General features: G+C 53.2%; 17 protein-coding genes. All 17 read right to left on the reverse strand.

Annotated features, from left to right (window positions below):
- Positions 1-167: 167 nt before the first annotated feature.
- The 17 genes from rpoD to rpsU all read right to left on the reverse strand — a co-directional run bounded on the left by rpoD (position 168) and on the right by rpsU (position 16,436).
- A complete protein-coding gene (gene rpoD, locus JJU47_RS10045) occupies positions 168-1,262 on the reverse strand; it encodes an RNA polymerase sigma factor RpoD (protein WP_228618882.1) in 1,095 nt (364 codons plus the stop codon).
- 35 nt (positions 1,263-1,297) lie between these two features.
- Positions 1,298-3,115 (reverse strand): DNA primase, encoded by a 1,818-nt coding sequence (gene dnaG / locus JJU47_RS10050; RefSeq protein ID WP_228619108.1) that lies wholly within the window; start codon positions 3,113-3,115, stop codon positions 1,298-1,300.
- Between the two features lie 120 nt (positions 3,116-3,235).
- Positions 3,236-4,069, reverse strand: a complete 834-nt coding sequence (locus JJU47_RS10055; protein WP_228619111.1) for a pyruvate, water dikinase regulatory protein — start codon at positions 4,067-4,069, stop codon at positions 3,236-3,238.
- Positions 4,056-4,685 carry a transcriptional regulator CcpN gene (gene ccpN, locus JJU47_RS10060; RefSeq protein WP_228618884.1) on the reverse strand — a complete coding sequence of 210 codons (630 nt, stop codon included), beginning with the start codon at positions 4,683-4,685 and terminating at the stop codon, positions 4,056-4,058. The genes JJU47_RS10055 and ccpN overlap by 14 nt, the downstream gene beginning before the upstream one ends.
- 21 nt (positions 4,686-4,706) lie before the next feature.
- Positions 4,707-6,761 (reverse strand): glycine--tRNA ligase subunit beta, encoded by a 2,055-nt coding sequence (glyS, locus tag JJU47_RS10065; protein WP_228618887.1) that lies wholly within the window; start codon positions 6,759-6,761, stop codon positions 4,707-4,709.
- On the reverse strand, positions 6,754-7,647 hold the full coding sequence (gene glyQ, locus JJU47_RS10070; protein ID WP_369793398.1) for a glycine--tRNA ligase subunit alpha: 894 nt from the start codon (positions 7,645-7,647) through the stop codon (positions 6,754-6,756). Before glyQ ends, glyS begins: the two co-directional genes overlap by 8 nt.
- A gap of 290 nt (positions 7,648-7,937) precedes the next feature.
- Entirely contained in the window at positions 7,938-8,687 is a 750-nt protein-coding gene (gene recO / locus JJU47_RS10075; protein ID WP_228618889.1) for a DNA repair protein RecO, read from the reverse strand.
- 3 nt (positions 8,688-8,690) lie between these two features.
- Positions 8,691-9,599, reverse strand: a complete 909-nt coding sequence (gene era, locus JJU47_RS10080) for a GTPase Era (RefSeq protein WP_228618892.1) — start codon at positions 9,597-9,599, stop codon at positions 8,691-8,693.
- Between the two features lie 49 nt (positions 9,600-9,648).
- Positions 9,649-9,993: a diacylglycerol kinase family protein gene (locus tag JJU47_RS10085; protein ID WP_228618895.1), complete on the reverse strand. Its 345-nt coding sequence runs from the start codon at positions 9,991-9,993 to the stop codon at positions 9,649-9,651.
- Positions 9,990-10,466, reverse strand: coding sequence for an rRNA maturation RNase YbeY (gene ybeY, locus JJU47_RS10090; RefSeq protein ID WP_228618899.1), 477 nt, complete (start codon positions 10,464-10,466; stop codon positions 9,990-9,992). The genes JJU47_RS10085 and ybeY overlap by 4 nt, the downstream gene beginning before the upstream one ends.
- Entirely contained in the window at positions 10,444-12,525 is a 2,082-nt protein-coding gene (locus JJU47_RS10095) for an HD family phosphohydrolase (protein ID WP_228618901.1), read from the reverse strand. The genes ybeY and JJU47_RS10095 overlap by 23 nt, the downstream gene beginning before the upstream one ends.
- 18 nt (positions 12,526-12,543) lie before the next feature.
- Positions 12,544-13,500: a PhoH family protein gene (locus tag JJU47_RS10100; protein WP_228619113.1), complete on the reverse strand. Its 957-nt coding sequence runs from the start codon at positions 13,498-13,500 to the stop codon at positions 12,544-12,546.
- Positions 13,501-13,685: 185 nt separating this feature from the next.
- The gene (locus JJU47_RS10105) at positions 13,686-14,129 is read right to left on the reverse strand and encodes a hypothetical protein (protein ID WP_228618904.1); all 444 of its coding nucleotides are present in this window, start codon (positions 14,127-14,129) and stop codon (positions 13,686-13,688) included.
- Positions 14,130-14,134: 5 nt separating this feature from the next.
- Positions 14,135-15,115 (reverse strand): flotillin-like protein FloA, encoded by a 981-nt coding sequence (gene floA, locus JJU47_RS10110; protein WP_228618907.1) that lies wholly within the window; start codon positions 15,113-15,115, stop codon positions 14,135-14,137.
- Positions 15,112-15,624: an NfeD family protein gene (locus JJU47_RS10115; protein ID WP_228618909.1), complete on the reverse strand. Its 513-nt coding sequence runs from the start codon at positions 15,622-15,624 to the stop codon at positions 15,112-15,114. The genes floA and JJU47_RS10115 overlap by 4 nt, the downstream gene beginning before the upstream one ends.
- Before the next feature lie 134 nt (positions 15,625-15,758).
- A complete protein-coding gene (locus JJU47_RS10120; RefSeq protein ID WP_228618911.1) occupies positions 15,759-16,208 on the reverse strand; it encodes a GatB/YqeY domain-containing protein in 450 nt (149 codons plus the stop codon).
- 33 nt (positions 16,209-16,241) lie between these two features.
- Positions 16,242-16,436 (reverse strand): 30S ribosomal protein S21, encoded by a 195-nt coding sequence (gene rpsU / locus JJU47_RS10125; RefSeq protein WP_029334745.1) that lies wholly within the window; start codon positions 16,434-16,436, stop codon positions 16,242-16,244.
- Positions 16,437-16,500: the final 64 nt, after the last annotated feature.

Consider the following 16,500-nt stretch of genomic DNA (forward strand, 5'->3'; position numbering starts at 1 on the left):
GCAATCGCAGCAAACGGTAACAATGGATTACGCATTGTATTTCCCCCTCATGTTCATTCCAAATTTCTACCCATCACTATTTTACTCAAAAAATAATAAAGAAGGAAGGAAAATCACTCATTTTCCTTCCTTTCTTCTAAAACTTCACATTTTATTCAAAAACACGATCAGTCGAGGAAATCTTTCAATCGTTTCGAACGGCTCGGGTGTCGTAACTTGCGTAGCGCTTTCGCTTCGATTTGGCGAATCCGCTCACGCGTGACGCCGAACACTTTACCGACTTCTTCGAGCGTTCGCGTGCGGCCGTCATCGAGACCGAAGCGTAGACGGAGTACGTTTTCTTCTCGGTCTGTCAGCGTGTCGAGCACGTCTTCAAGCTGCTCTTTAAGCAACTCGTAAGCTGCCGCGTCTTGAGGGGCCATCGCATCTTGGTCTTCGATGAAGTCTCCGAGGTGCGAATCGTCCTCTTCGCCGATCGGCGTCTCGAGCGACACCGGCTCTTGGGCGATTTTAAGAATCTCCCGAACTTTTTCTGGTGTCAATTCCATCTCTTTGGCGATCTCTTCAGGTGCCGGTTCGCGACCGAGGTCTTGAAGCAACTGACGTTGAACGCGGATCAGTTTGTTGATCGTCTCGACCATATGGACCGGAATCCGGATCGTCCGGGCCTGGTCAGCGATGGCGCGTGTGATCGCTTGACGGATCCACCACGTCGCGTACGTCGAGAATTTGAACCCTTTCATGTAGTCGAACTTCTCGACTGCTTTGATGAGACCCATGTTTCCTTCTTGAATCAAATCGAGGAAGAGCATGCCGCGGCCGACGTAACGTTTCGCAATCGAGACGACGAGACGAAGGTTCGCCTCAGCGAGCCGTTTCTTCGCTTCTTCGTCACCTTGCTCGATGCGTTTCGCGAGCTCGGTCTCGTCTTTCGCGCTGAGCAAGTCGACGCGGCCGATCTCTTTCAAATACATCCGGACCGGGTCATTGATCTTGATGCCTGGCGGGACGGACAAGTCGTTCAAATCGACCTCATCGTCCTCTTTTTTCGCCGGAGTCTCTTCGGCATCGGCTGCATCCTCGGTTACACGGATATCCTTGCCTTCTAAATCTTCAATGAAATTATCGATAAAGTCTGAATCCACCTCAAAGTGGCTGAGGCGGTCTTGGATTTCTTGCATCGATACGACGCCTTTTTTCTTCCCCAACTTCTCGAGTTCGTCTATGGCGTTAAATAAATCCTCTTTTTTCTTCTCTGCCATCTAGCAGTTCAACTCCTTCCAAACTTCCTTCACACTTATCGTTCGCGTAGACGGCGACTTCGGTTAATCAACTCTTGCAACTTGGATGCCTGGTCTACAATACTTTCGGCATCGTGTGCGATTTCCCTCTTCGCCCGTTCGATTTGACGCTGTTCCTCATAACTGTTTATGACCTTAATGTATTCATCTAAAACCTCTTCGCCGAGCTCATCCGGTGCAGCCATGAGCCGCACTTCCGCGTAGCGGTTCGCATACTCGGGCCGTTCGTTGCAGTGGCGCTCCATAAAGGGTGGCACGACCTGCTCGAACTCTTCAAGCGTCATGTCTTCGGAGACGACTTCGTAAAGGGCAGTCGCTAACATCCGATGGACTTCATCTTGGTAAGATAGGCCGAGCCGGTCGCGAACGTAGCGCACGCGTTCCGGCCCACTGAGCATCGCTCGTAATAGCAGTTTCTCGGCTTTCATCCAACGGGACTCGTTTGACTTCGTCGCACGTTTCCGGACCGGTTCCGGTTCTGGCATCGGTTCACGTCTTGACGTCTCCTTTGCCGTGCGGGGCATCCGGCTTGCGAGCGTCGCGGCCGGAAGCTCGAATTCATCTGCTAATTTCTTTATATACAAGTCGCGGCGAATCGAATTATCAGTTTTACTGATTTCCTCAAGCATAGATTCAATAAAACGAATCCGTTCTCCTTCCCGATTCATGTTTTTCCCGCGCCGGAGCGTCCGGTTCATGAAATCGAGAACGGAAAGCCGCTCTGCATCGACGAAGCGTTGCCATTGCTCCGCACCGTTCGTCCGAATATAGTCGTCTGGATCCGTCTTTTCAGGCAACGGGAGGACTTGGACGTCGAGCGGGTATGCTTCGAGCAGGCGCACGACTTTTAGCGTCGCCGCTTGTCCGGCATCGTCGCCGTCGTAGCAAATAACAACCTCATCGACCATCCGTGACAGCGCCCGGGCATGCCCGGGCGAAAAGGCGGTGCCGAGCGAGGCGACGACTTCGCTCGTCCCGGCTTGCGCGACTTGGAGGACGTCGACGTTCCCTTCCACGAGGAAGACGCGTTTTTGTTTACGCATCGCCGCCCGCGCCTGCGGAAAACCGAACAGCAGTTCACTCTTATTAAAGAGGGGCGTGTCTGACGTATTCACATACTTCGGTTTGCGATCATCGATCGCCCGGCCGCTGAATCCGACGATCGTGCCGTCTCGATCCGCAATCGGAAAGACGACCCGGCCTTCGAACCGGTCAAAATATTCACCGGCCCTAGACTTCGAGATCAGTCCGGCCTCGACCATCACTTCAAGATCGAACCCTCTTCGTTCAAGAGAGTCGACGGTGAAGCGGCGTTGATCCGGGGCGTACCCGATCTTGTATTGGGTGATCGTCGTCTCGGTTAGACCACGATCCCGTAAATACGTTAAGCCGACCTCACCTGCCTCGGTCTTCATCAGCACTTCATAGTAGAGCTCGGCGACGACGCGATGAGCGTCGCGCATCTGTTTACGGACGAGCTGGTCTTGCGTTAACTGTTCGTCCCCGGCGACTCCGCCTTCGATGGCGATGTTCGCTCGGGTGGCGAGACGTTCGATCGTCTCAGGAAACGATAACCCTTCCGTCTCCATCACGAACGTGAATACGTTCCCGCCCGCACCGCACCCGAAACAATGGTACATCCCTTTCTCAGGGGACACCGAGAAAGACGGACTGTTCTCCGAGTGGAACGGGCAAAGCCCGACGAGACGATGTCCTTGTTTCTTCAGTTCGACACGTTCACTGATCAAGTCGACGATATCCGTCGCTTGTTTTACTTCTGCAATGACTTCATCCGGTATCCGTGGCAACTCCACCACTCCCCACTTCCAAACTCGCAACGAAACGGAACGCGCTTCACGTTCCGTTTCACTGTAATGTCAGTACTCTATTATACCGTTTCAAGACATCGATTACTAATACGAGTGCTTGACGCGTCACGATTGTTCGAGGTGACGCAAAATGATACCAGCCGTCTCTTCGACCGCTTTGTTCGTCACGTCGATCACTTCGCATCCGATTCGTTCGTAAATGCCTCGCGCGTATTCGAGCTCCCGATTGATGCGCTCGAGCTGGGCATAGTCGGCCTCTGGTTTCAGACCGAGCGATTTCAACCGCTCCATCCGAATCGAAATCAACTTGTCCGGCGAGATGATCAAGCCGACGCAACGTTCAGGCGGCAGTTCGAACAACTCTTCCGGCGGACGTGACTCGGGCACGAGCGGCACGTTGGCGACTTTGTACCGTTTCAAAGCCAAGTATTGGGACAAAGGGGTCTTCGAGGTGCGCGAGACACCGACGAGCACGATGTCGGCTTTCTTTAAACCGCGCGGGTCGCGACCGTCGTCGTATTTGACCGCGAATTCCATCGCCTCGATCTTCCGAAAATAATCGTCGTCGAGACGATAGATGAGGCCTGGTTTTTCACGAGGGCTCTCTTGCAGCTCGCCCGAGAGGACGTCGAGCAAGTTGCCGAGCAAGTCGACCGTCTTCACCCCGTGCTCGCGGCCAAGGGCAGTGATCAACGCCCGGTGTTCCTCATTGACGAGCGTAAAAGCGATGACTGCTCCTTGTGCTCTCGCTTGCGTGACGACATCTTGAATCGTCTGTTCATCCTCGACGAACGGGATGCGCAACGTCTCGATGGCGTTTTCATGGAATTGAATGCTCGCGGCCCGGACGACGAGCTCACACGTTTCCCCGACCGAGTCACTCACGACAAACACGAGTTGTTTTTTCGTCAAACCTGGTTCCTCCTCAGAAAGATTCATCATTGGCGAGAGCGATCAACACTTTCGTCATGTTCGTCTTCGTCATGCGACCAAGTACGATCAATTTGCCGTCTTTTTCTTCAACGACCGGCATCGCATCGATTTGTTTCTCGATCAACTTCATCCCGGCTCGGATGAGCGTCTCGCCTTTTTCGCACACCGTGATGTTCGGCATCCGCGTCATAATGACGTTGACAGGCAATTGATCGAGGTCTTGATTCCCGATTGCGGCCCGAAGTAAATCTTTGCGGGACAACACACCGACGAGCTCGCTGTCTTTTCCGACGACGAACAAAGAGCCAACGTCTTCTAAAAACAGCGTGACGACCGCGTCATAGACGGTCATCTCATCACTGACGACTTTCGCCGACGACATGAAGTCACCGACGGTCAAAGAGTCCAGCTTTTCGCGGAGCATCGATGAATTCCGTTTGCCGACGAACGTATAGCCGACACGCGGTCTAGCTTCTAGTATTCCAGTCATCGTCAAAATGGCGAGATCGGGACGGAGCGTCGCTCGGGTGAGCGACAGCTCTTGAGCGATTTGTTCACCCGTGATCGGTCCGTTCCCTTTCACGATCTCGATGATTTTCTGTTGGCGTTCATTCAGCTGCATAGCCAACCCCCTCTGTTTTGGTCAAAGCACGAGTGCGTTGAAGTCGGCGACGCGTTCGATCGCCGCGGCGAGACGCTTCATCTCATGGAGACGGTTCATCCGAACTGCATCTACATCACTCATGACCATCGTATTTTCAAAGTAAGCGCTGATCGGTTGCTCAAGCGCCCGCAACGATACGATCGCTTGGACGTAATCGCCTCGATCAACCGCGTCGTGCGTCGCTTTGAGCGTCGTTTCCGCTGCTTCGTGCAGCGCCTTCTCCGCGTCATTCTCAAAGAGCGCTGGGTCGACAGGTCCGCTCTCACCTTTTTTGGCGATATTTCCGACGCGCGTCAACTGCTCAATCAACGCTTTCGCATCGTTTGATACGAGTGCTTGCACCGCGTCGGCGCGAGCGTCGAGACGGTTGACGGCGAGGCCGGTCGTAAGGACAGCGTCGATGACATCGTAACGGACTTGGCGCTCTTGGAGACGATACTTCAAACGGAGCAAGAAGAAATCGTTTAGTTGCGCCTTGACTTGTTCTTTATCGGCATCATAAAGTCCTGCTTGAAGCTGAGATTCGACAACTTGTGACAAGATCGCGTCAAGCGGGAGGTCGATGCTCCAGTCTCCGAGAATTTGAACGACCCCTTGCGCTTGACGACGCAACGCGAACGGGTCTTGCGAACCGCTCGGAATCATTCCGATACCAAAGAAGGCGGCAATCGAATCAAGTTTATCGGCCAGCGCGAGTGCAGCTCCGGTTGCGGTCACCGGTGACTCGTCTCCGGCAAAACGCGGCATGTAATGTTCACGAATAGCGGCAGCGACTTCTTTGTCTTCGCCTTGCATGAACGCATACTTTTCTCCCATGATGCCTTGGAGTTCTGTGAATTCATACACCATCTGACTGACGAGGTCGAACTTATGAATCTTTCCGGCCCGTGCGACTTTCGCTTCGTCCGCTTTAAAGAGCGGAGCGAATTCGAGCGCAAGTTGCTCGACGCGACGGACTTTATCTCCTGTCGTCCCGAGTTTCTCATGGAAGACGATGCGGTCAAGACGAACGAGTTGGTCATCGATGTTCGTTTTCTTGTCTTCTTCGTAGAAAAAGACAGCATCGGCGAGACGGGCCCGGATTACTTTTTCATTCCCGCGGGCGACGTTCTGAAGATGATCGGCGTTCCCGTTGCGAACGGTCACGAAATAGTTTTTCAACGTCTCTCCGACGTACACCGGGAAGTAACGCTGATGTTCTTTCATCGTCGTGATCAATACTTCTTCCGGAAGGTCGAGATAACTCGCATCAAACTCACCGAACAAAGCTGTCGGCCATTCGACGAGGTTCGTCACTTCTTCAAGCAGCGAACCGTCGAGCGGGACCGTCCATCCTTGTTCGGACGCAAGCGACTCGATTTGACGTTCAATCCGCTCGCGGCGGTCTTCATAAGAGGCGACGACGAATTCACGTTCGAGTGTCTCGGCGTAGGCACGAGGAGAAGCGATCGTCACGTCCCCTTTGCTCAAGAAGCGGTGGCCGCGAGTGACGTTGCCTGTTTTGACACCTTCAATTTCGAAATCGATTTGTTCATCTCCGAACAAAGCGATGAGCCAACGAATCGGACGCATATAACGCAGACTGCTCGTGCCCCACTTCATATTTTTCGGGAACGTCATGCCGCGCACGACTTGTTCAAGTCCAGCGAGCAGGCTCATCGTCGGTTGACCCGACTCATGACGGTCGGCGAATACGTACTCGACACCTTTCTCTTCAGCGAAGTAAAGGTCTTCTACGGCGAGACCACGACCACGGGCGAAGCCGGCAGCAGCTTTTGACCAGTTGCCTTCTGCGTCTTGCGCGATCTTCTTCGCCGGTCCGCGGAGCGTCTCCGTCAAATCTTGTTGGTTCTCCTCGACGTCGTGGACGAGCACGGCGAGACGGCGTGGTGTCGAATAGACGGTCACTTCACCGAAGTTGACACGGGCGTCCGTCAAGAACGAAGTCACCCGTTCTGCCAATTGTTTTTCTGAACGGAGTACGTATTGAGCTGGCAATTCTTCAAGTCCGATTTCTAGTAAAAGGTCACGCATCAAGGGCACCTGCTTTCTCTTGATTAAGGAGTGGGAAACCGAGACGTTCCCGCTCTTCGATAAATTTGGCCGCACATGCGCGGGACATATTACGGACGCGTTGGATGAAACCGGTCCGCTCCGTCACCGAGATCGCACCTTTCGCATCGAGAAGGTTGAACGTGTGCGAGCATTTCAGGATGTAATCATACGCCGGGAAGACGAGGTTCTCGTCGAGGGCGCGCTTCGCTTCTTTTTCATACGTGTCGAACAACGTGAACAACATGTCGACGTCCGACAATTCGAACGTATACTTCGAATGTTCGAACTCTGGTTGGTAGAAGATATCCCCGTATTTGAACCCGTCTGTCCAGACGAGGTCGAACACGCTCTCGACTTCTTGGATGTATGAAGCGAGACGTTCAAGACCGTACGTGATTTCGACGGCGATTGGATCGCACTCGATCCCTCCGACTTGTTGGAAGTAAGTGAACTGGGTGATTTCCATCCCGTTGAGCCACACTTCCCAGCCGAGGCCGGCCGCACCGAACGTCGGGTTCTCCCAGTTGTCTTCGACGAAACGGATATCGTGCTCTAGCGGATTGATGCCGATGAGTTCCAAGCTTTCCAAGTAAAGTTCTTGAATGTTGTTTGGTGAAGGCTTCATGATGACTTGGAACTGATGGTGTTGGTAGAGACGGTTCGGGTTCTCACCGTAACGCCCGTCTGCCGGCCGGCGCGAAGGCTCCGTATAGCATACGTTCCACGGTTCTGGTCCGAGGCTTCGTAAAAACGTCATCGGGTTCATCGTCCCGGCCCCTTTTTCGACATCGTACGCCTGCATCGTCAGGCAACCTTTTGACGCCCAGAAATTCTGCAGCGTGAGAATGATTTCTTGCACAGTCATATGTTTCATCTTGTGACACCTCCAAAAGTATTAAAACGACAAAAAACGCCCCTATGTGCCATGCACATAGGGACGGGATTACCCGCGGTTCCACCCTACTTGCCTCAACTTCGAGGCCACTCTTTGGATTGTGGGCGCTCCAGAATCGCCATTCACTTTTCACATGGCGCTCGGCTCCCACCTGCCCGAACTCGCTGAACCCATCGTTAAAAAGTTACTCATTTCCTTCATTGCGCACGCTATTTCATTTGTCTAATCGTAAGTTATGGTATCGAATCTTGTCGAAAAAGTCAATCATCGTTCAAGTGAAGTCGTTGCATTTGATCGAGCACCCGCTTCGTCTTCAGACGCAAACCGCTATAGGAGTCCATGTACGCATCAAACAGCTGTCTGAGGAGCAGGCGCGTCTCTTTCGTGAGCGGGACGTTGGTGAACTCGGACAGGTCGTGACGACTCATCCAGTAAAGGAGTTTTGCCAACCGTTCACTCAGCCGAATCGAACCTTCCTCGTTATGACGCGAGCAAAGGAAACCGCCGGCCGTCACGGAGAAATACATCGGGTCGGTCACGCCGTTACAGCGGATGCACCCGGTCAATACCGGGGCGACACCGAGCAGATGAAGAATCCGCAATTCAAAGTGATGGATGATCACGTCCGGGTCCATTCCGGCGTTGAGCGCCTGTAGCGCATCATTCAAGACACGGTAGAGCGGGCGGTTCGGGACGCGCTCTTCGACGGTACGATCGACGAGTTCAAGCAAATACATCGCGTACGCCATCCGGTCAACATCTTTCCGGACTTCCGGATAGGACGTGATGACATCGGACGATTTCAACTGTCCGAGTCCCCGGCTCGCCGGGAAAATATAAACGGCCTCGACGAACGGTTGACTCGAAGCGTGGAGCCGACTGCCCGGTTTTTTCGCACCCCGGGCCATGACGGCGACTTTGCCGAGCTCTTCAGTGAACAACGTCACGACTTTGTTTGATTCACCGTAGTTGACGGTACGGACGACGATGCCGGTGACTTTTTGCAACATGGCTCAATACTCGTCGTCGCGGAAACCGAGGTCGCGGAGCTGCCCCATCTTGTTACGCCAATCTTTTTGTACTTTCACCCATAGGTTCAAGTACACTTTCGTACCGAGGAGCATCTCGATATCTTGCCGGGCTTCCGTCCCGATTTCACGGAGCATCGTCCCTTTTTTACCGATGACGATTCCTTTTTGCGAATCCCGCTCGACCATGATGACGGCCTCGACATCGATCATTTCCGAGCCTTCCCGCTTCTTGATCGATTCGATCGCGACCGCGATCGAGTGCGGCACTTCATCGCGCGTCTTATGGAGCACTTTTTCGCGAATCAGTTCGGAGATGATGAACCGTTCCGGGTGATCGGTCACTTGATCGGCCGGATAATACATCGGTCCTTCCGGGAGCAATTTTTTAATCTCGCCGATGAGCGGCTCGACGTTGTTGCCTTGTAAGGCCGAGATCGGCACGTATGCCGCGAAGTCGAGTTTGTCTTTGTACTGCTCGATGACTGCCGGAATCGCATCCGGGTGAATCATATCGATCTTGTTCATAACGAGAACGATCGGAGTATCGAGTCCTTTTAGCTTTTCAATGATGAAATCGTCACCCGCGCCGCGCGGTTCTGTCACGTTTACCATGAACAGGATGGCGTCGACTTCACGCAAGGCGTTCGTCGCGACTTTCATCATGAAATCACCGAGGCGGTGCTTCGGCTTGTGGATGCCCGGCGTGTCGATAAAGATGATTTGTGCATCATCTGTCGTGTATACGCCTTGGACTTTATTCCGCGTCGTTTGCGGCTTGTCTGACATGATCGCAATTTTCTGCCCGATGACCCGGTTTAAAAACGTTGATTTGCCGACGTTCGGTCGGCCGATGATCGATACAAATCCTGATTTAAAATCTTCTTGATACATAGTGCACCTGCTTTCTCAATTTCCCTTGCTTGTTCACCTTCGCAACCTGTCACAGGAGTGCGAGGAGGTATGGCCCGAAGACGGCGAGCGCCGTCACCGCCGCCCCGAAAGAAGCGACGAGCACCGCTCCGGCGGCCACATCTTTTGCTTGTTTGGCGAGCGGTCTCACCTCGCTTGTGACGAGGTCGACGGTGCGCTCGACGGCCGTGTTCATCAACTCGAAGGCGATGACGAGAATGACCCAGCCGAACAACACGATATTTTCTACCCGCGTCGTCGGGAGAAACCACGCAAATATCCCGACGAGGATGCTTGCGACCAGATGGACCCGCATATTCCGTTCGGTCCGCGCAGCGTGCACGATCCCGTGCACGGCGAACCAGAACGGTCTCACACTTCGCCTCGTTTCAGCTCAAAATGAGCGAGCACTTCTTCTTGGCGCGCCGTCATCTCGGCTTCTTCTTCAGCCGACATGTGGTCATAGCCGAGGAGATGCAAAAATCCGTGAATCGCTAAAAAGCCGAGTTCTCGTTCAAACGAGTGGCCGTAATCCGACGCTTGCTCACGGCAACGCTCGACAGAGATGATGAGGTCGCCGAGCAGACGTGGCTCATCCTCGTCGAGCATGAAGTCCATCTCTTCTTCCCCCATCTCGTCAAAGGCGAAACTGATCACATCGGTCGCCGCGTCTTTGCCGCGCCATTCCCGATTGATCTGTTGAATTTCTTCGTTCGTCACGAACGTGACCGATAGTTCGCTCGGCTCCTCGACTTGTTCTTCTGTCGCCGCGTGCACTAAAATCGCCTCGACGAGCTCAAGTTGAGCGGTCGTCAAGAGTCCGTGCTCATCGTTCGAAATGATTTGCATGCATGTCGCCTTCTTTCTTTAGTTCTGGATATTCGATGCGTTCATGGAAAAGACCCGTCAACGTCTCACACGCGCTCTCTCCGACGCGCCACACTTCTTTCGTCGTCAAATCACAATCTTCGAACTGACCGTCTTGCAACTTGTCGCGAATGATGCTGTTGACGAGCTGGCGAATCCGGTCCGGCGTCGGCTGTTTTTGCGACCGGACCGCGGCCTCGATCGAATCGACGATCATGACGACGGCCGCTTCGCGCGTCTGCGGTTTCGGTCCCGGGTAGCGGAAACGCGACTCCGAGACGTCCCGTGTCTCTTTCGCTTTGACGTAGAAAAATTTCAACAATGACGTGCCGTGATGTTGCTCGGCGATGTCGATGATCTCTTGCGGCAGCTTATAACGCCGAAGCAGGTCAGCCCCGTCATACGGATGGGCCATGATGATATCGGCCGACTCTTCCGGAGTGAGCCGATCGTGGGGATTGACCCCGCTCTGCTGATTTTCAATGAAATGAAGCGGACGCTCGGTCTTCCCGAGGTCATGGTAATAACTAGCGACTCGAGCGAGCAACCCGTCGGCCCCGATCGACTCGCATGCCGACTCGGCCAAGTTCGCCACCATCATGCTGTGATGATACGTACCCGGAGCCTCCATCAACAACTTCCGCAAGAGCGGGTGGGTCGGACTCATCAGTTCGACGAGACGGCCGGATGAGAGGACGCCGAACCACGGTTCGAGGAACGGCAAGAAACCGAACGTCAGCACGATCGATAACAGCGCGCTCACGACCGCGAAACCTGAAAGGTAAGCAGCCATCTCCCACGTCACTTGCGTGTTGCGCAAGAACAAGAGCGCGAGCACCATGATGATGTTGATGATGCCAAGCAACACGCCTGACAAGAAGAGCCGCTTCCGTTGAATTTTCGGTTCGACCAAAAAGACGGCGATGAAGCTGCCGGCCGCAAAATAAACGACGGTCATGAAACTCGTGTTTTGCCCGTAACTGACGACGATGGCTCCAGCGACCATCGTGATGAGCGCCGAAGCGAGCGCGACCCGTTCATCGACCAAAATTCGCAGCAACAATACGACAAACGCCGTCGGCGCGAGAACGTAGGCGTACGTCGTGAACTCCAGCCCGACGTAGCCGACTCCGAAAAAGAGGCCAAGTTGAAGCAAGAGCAACCCATACACGGTAACCAATATTTTAGGACGGAGCAACAACTGTTGAATCTTCGAGCGGATGAGCATGAACAAGAAACCAGCCGTCAATAGCCCACTCAACAAGTACGCCCCGAATAAAGGGGCAAATGAGCGGTTCGGGTCGATCGCTCCCGTCAGCTCGAGCTTACGGTAAATTTCACGCGTGACGACTTCTCCTTGGTTGACGAGAAGCTGTCCTTCTTGAATGATGACCGGGTCGACGGCGTCGACCGCTTCTTGCTCTTTTTGCCGCGTCGCTTCCGAGTCGAACACATAGTTCGGGACAATCAGTTGATCGCTCAAACTTTTGGCGATCGTCCGGAACTCTAGTGAGAGCGGGGACTGATCGACGACCGTGGCCGCACGATCTCTTGCGTCGGCAATCGATTCCGAACTCGTTTCGATCCGGTTGGCCATCACTTCTTGAAGCGCCGTCACCGTCACGTCTTCGACCGTGCGCCGTGTGTTCTCGTTGGCTTGCAACAACGCACCTAACTCATCGTCGCCGAGAAACCCGTTCGCTTCTGTCGAATTGAGCCGGCTTTTGATCTCGGACAACTCCGTCTCGTCATCGGTATTCTCAAACGCCGCGAAAAGCTGTTCGACTTTCGCGATTTGTTGATCCGCGAACTCGCGGCGAAGTGAGAATTGGCTGCCGACGGCGTTCGTCGCCTCTTGTTTCAAGCGGTCGGTCGCCACCCGGTCTTCAATTGTGATCGGCGAACGGATGTCTTGTTCCGCGATTCCAAGCGGTTCGACACTTATGATGGACGGGCGCACTGTAAAGTATAAAATCGCTCCGAGGATCAGGAAGAAGACGATGGAAATCGTCGCGACCGTCCAGTGACGTGCTTGCTGCATCAGCGCCCCCCCCTTTCGTCATGTGATGTCTGTGCTGTAGGCGTTAATAATCTTTTTCACGAGCGGATGACGAACGACGTCGGAGGCCGTGAAGTGTTCGAAATGGATGCCATCGACTCCTTCTAGCAACCGGAGTGCTTCTTGCAGCCCTGACGCTTTTCCTTTCGGCAAGTCGACTTGCGTCAAGTCACCGGTGACGACCATCTTCGATCCAAATCCGAGTCTTGTTAAAAACATCTTCATCTGTTCTTTCGTCGTGTTCTGCGCCTCATCTAAAATGACGAACGCGTCTTCTAGCGTCCGTCCCCGCATATAGGCGAGCGGCGCGACTTCGATCGTCCCGCGCTCGAGCAGCCGGTTCGTCTGTTCCACCCCGTACACGTCAAATAAGGCGTCATAAAGCGGACGCAAATAAGGATCGACTTTCTCTTTCAAGTCGCCCGGCAAGAACCCTAAGTTTTCCCCTGCCTCGACGGCCGGTCGAGTCAAAATGATCCGCTTCACTTGACCTTCTTTCAACGCACGGACCGCCAAGACGACGGCCAAATAAGTTTTCCCTGTCCCGGCCGGACCGATCCCGAATACGAGGTCGTGCCTTTCAATGGCGCGAACGTAACGGCTTTGTCCAACCGTCTTCGCCCGAATCGGTTTCCCTTTATTAGTCGTGAAGACGACGCGCTCGTAATGCTCGATCAGCTCGTCTCCTTTGCCGACTTTAATATGTTGAATGACGCTGATCGCATCGCTCTCGTTTAGACGAGCCCCTTTTTTAACGAGCTGTTGCAACGTCTTGATGACAGTTTTCGTCAACTCGAGCGTATCCGTCGAGTCCGCTTGAATGATCAGTTCTTCTCCCCGAGGCGTCAAAGCGACAGAAAGTTCTGCTTCGATGGCCTCAAACACTTCATCTTTTGGACCGAGGAGCGCTTGCGCTTCGTTCGCATGTTCCATGACGAACGGAATTTTATCAGTCATAATCAATGGAATGTAGTCCCCCTCTTGAATAGAATGTTCCTTCTTTACTTTAGCACTATCAAGCCGTCCGTGAAAGAAAGACCGTCTTTTCAACACACAAAAAAACAGTACCCGGCAGAACCGGCCCCGACAAGCTGGATTCGAGAATCCAACGAGGTGAGGCGGTTCGACAGGCACTGCCATAGTCAGCGTCGGCGTTTTGAGACCGGCGGCTGAATGATTTCACTCCAAATGACCGCTTGTCGCACTTGTTTCATGGACATGCGTGGGGATGGACGCTTCTGTTCCACTTCAGTGAGCGCCGGAATCTTCACCGTCTGTTCAAATTCCGAACTCACTTTCGGTAAACGTTCTTGCGTCTTCGGGGCGTGGCGGTTCGGGTCAAACACGCGACCTTCTGCCGGTTTCTCGACAGGGATCGCGACACGACGACGCAACGTCTGCCCTTGTTTCGGCTCGTCAAGCGAACCTTCGACTTCTTTCATCACATCGCCGACCGTATCGAGATAACGTTTCAAGTCCGAACTCGGCGGACGTTCCCCCGAGGTCGACGAAGATTTCTCTATCCGCTTCATGACCGCCGAGGCGATCCCGAATGCGGCGAGCAGTAAGATCCATAATCCATCCATATCAATCACTCTTTGTCAGATTCGACTGGGTGTCCGATCGCTTTACGCATATCTGTATCGGCTTGGACGTTCAAGTAGTTCACGTAGTCCATGACGCCGATTTTGCCGTGACGGAGTGCCTCGGCCATCGCGAGCGGAACTTCCGCTTCGGCCGCGACGACTTTCGCACGCATCTCTTCGACAGACGATTTCATTTCTTGTTCACGGGCGATCGCCATGGCGCGACGTTCTTCCGCTTTCGCTTGCGCGATTTTCTTATCTGCCTCGGCTTGGTCTGTTTGAAGCACCGCGCCGATGTTTTTGCCGATATCAATGTCCGCGATGTCGATCGACAGAATCTCAAACGCCGTCCCTGAATCGAGACCTTTCGTCAAGACCGTACGCGAAATCAAATCTGGGTTTTCAAGGACATGTTTATGGTTGTGCTGTGAACCGATCGTCGAGACGACCCCTTCACCGACACGGGCGATAATCGTTTCTTCACCGGCACCACCGACGAGACGGTCGATGTTGGCACGAACGGTGATGCGGGCTTTCGCTTTCACTTCGATCCCGTCCATGGCCACACCGGCGATGAATGGTGTCTCGATCACTTTCGGGTTAACCGACATTTGAACGGCTTCTAGCACGTTACGACCTGCGAGGTCGATTGCTGCCGCCCGCTCGAACGTCAATTCGATGTTGGCGCGGTGAGCCGCGATCAATGCGTTGACGACACGGTCGACGTTACCACCTGCAAGGAAGTGACTCTCGAGCTGGTTCGTATTCAATCCGATGCCGGCCTTGACCGCTTTAATGAGCGGATTTACGATTTTTGACGGGACGACGCGACGGAGTCGCATCCCGACGAGCGTGAAAATAGAGACGTGAACGCCGGCCGCAAACGAGCTGATCCACAGCCCGACCGGTACAAACGTGAAGAACACTGCAAGTGCGATCAAACTTCCGCCTGAGATGAGTAACGTGGTCAATAGTTCTGGTGTCATTCTGTTACATCCTCCTTCGGTTCTATAAAGCTTCGGACGACAACACGCCCTGAATCGACTTTATACACCTGAATTTTAGTTTGTTGATCGAGATAGCCACCCTCTGTCACGACATCGATTCGTTCTCCTTCAATCTCAGCGGTACCCGCTGGACGAAGTGGTGTCAACGTGACGCCAACTTTACCGAGCAAACTTTGTTTGTCAGCGTGTGACAAGTACCCTTTTTCTGACGACGTCGAGTCCGTCAAAATCAAGCCCTTGTACATGAGCGATCGATTCGACTGCAATCGACGATACGCCCAAAATCCGAGTCCGGCAACGATTGCTGTGGCCAAACCGAGCGATAACCATAGCTGACCGATTGTGGCACCTGCCATAATCAGACTGGCGACGACGGCACCTATACCGAGCACTCCGAATAATCCAAAACCGGCAACGAACACTTCAATTCCAAGAAGGACGACTCCAACGAAAAAAACTGTCAGAATCACTCCGAGACCAAATGTCATCGTACTGCTACCCCCTTCCAAATAAAAAGCTACCTCTTATCTCTAGTGTATACGAAACGAGATTGAATGTGGTTTCATAATACGCAAAAAAAGGCAGAATCTTTTGGAATTTCCAAAAGACACTGCCTTTTTCATTAGTTCGTCAATTGTTGTTTGACAATTCGGTTCACAAGACCACCGTCTGCCTTGCCTTTAACTTGAGGCATGACAACGCCCATCACCTTACCCATATCAGATGGAGCCGACGCGTTCGTCTCGGCAATAGCTGCTTTGACGATCGCGGTGACATCCTCTTCCGAAAGTTGTTCAGGCATATAGGCTTCTAGCACGACAATCTCGTCAGCAACTTTAGAAGCAAGGTCTTCACGACCAGCGCTTTCGAATTCTCGGAGGGAGTCTCTGCGCTGTTTCATCTCTCGGTTGAGCACCGTGAGTTCCTCTTCCTCGGTAAGATCTTGTCGGCCAAATTTGATAGCCTCATTTTGGAGCGACGCTTTCACCATTCGGATCGTCGTAAGACGATCTTTCTGTTTGGCGCGCATGGCTTGCTTCATGTCGTCCGTCAAGCGTTCTTGAAGACTCATGAGCCAACACCCTTTCTACAAAAGAAACTGGAATCAGAATTTCTTACGCTTACGCGCAGCTTCTGATTTCAATTTGCGTTTTACGCTTGGCTTTTCGTAGTGACGACGTTTACGAACTTCGGCAAGAGTGCCGTCTTTCGAAACACCGCGTTTGAAACGACGAAGAGCGTCTTCAAGCGATTCGTTTTTACGGACACGAGTTTCCACTAGTTTTCCCTCCCTCCGAATTACACGACTAAGGAAACGTGTTTCACACGTCATAACATATTATAGTGAAATTAATACGTGCGGT

The sequence above is a fragment of the Exiguobacterium sp. genome (assembly GCF_020832205.1).
GTDB lineage: Bacteria > Bacillota > Bacilli > Exiguobacteriales > Exiguobacteriaceae > Exiguobacterium.

Coding starts and splice junctions, on each gene's coding strand:
- floA (WP_228618907.1), bottom strand. CDS start 15,115: ATGACACCAGAACTATTGACCACGTTACTCATCTCAGGCGGAAGTTTG.
- glyQ (WP_369793398.1), bottom strand. CDS start 7,647: ATGACTGTGCAAGAAATCATTCTCACGCTGCAGAATTTCTGGGCGTCA.
- JJU47_RS10055 (WP_228619111.1), bottom strand. CDS start 4,069: ATGAATCTTTCTGAGGAGGAACCAGGTTTGACGAAAAAACAACTCGTG.
- recO (WP_228618889.1), bottom strand. CDS start 8,687: ATGTTGCAAAAAGTCACCGGCATCGTCGTCCGTACCGTCAACTACGGT.
- glyS (WP_228618887.1), bottom strand. CDS start 6,761: ATGCGTGACCTTTTACTAGAAATCGGACTTGAAGAATTGCCAGCTCAA.
- era (WP_228618892.1), bottom strand. CDS start 9,599: ATGTATCAAGAAGATTTTAAATCAGGATTTGTATCGATCATCGGCCGA.
- rpoD (WP_228618882.1), bottom strand. CDS start 1,262: ATGGCAGAGAAGAAAAAAGAGGATTTATTTAACGCCATAGACGAACTC.
- JJU47_RS10115 (WP_228618909.1), bottom strand. CDS start 15,624: ATGACATTTGGTCTCGGAGTGATTCTGACAGTTTTTTTCGTTGGAGTC.
- ccpN (WP_228618884.1), bottom strand. CDS start 4,685: ATGCAGCTGAATGAACGCCAACAGAAAATCATCGAGATCGTGAAAGGG.
- JJU47_RS10100 (WP_228619113.1), bottom strand. CDS start 13,500: ATGACTGATAAAATTCCGTTCGTCATGGAACATGCGAACGAAGCGCAA.
- JJU47_RS10105 (WP_228618904.1), bottom strand. CDS start 14,129: ATGGATGGATTATGGATCTTACTGCTCGCCGCATTCGGGATCGCCTCG.
- JJU47_RS10095 (WP_228618901.1), bottom strand. CDS start 12,525: ATGCAGCAAGCACGTCACTGGACGGTCGCGACGATTTCCATCGTCTTC.
- JJU47_RS10120 (WP_228618911.1), bottom strand. CDS start 16,208: ATGAGTCTTCAAGAACGCTTGACGGACGACATGAAGCAAGCCATGCGC.
- ybeY (WP_228618899.1), bottom strand. CDS start 10,466: ATGCAAATCATTTCGAACGATGAGCACGGACTCTTGACGACCGCTCAA.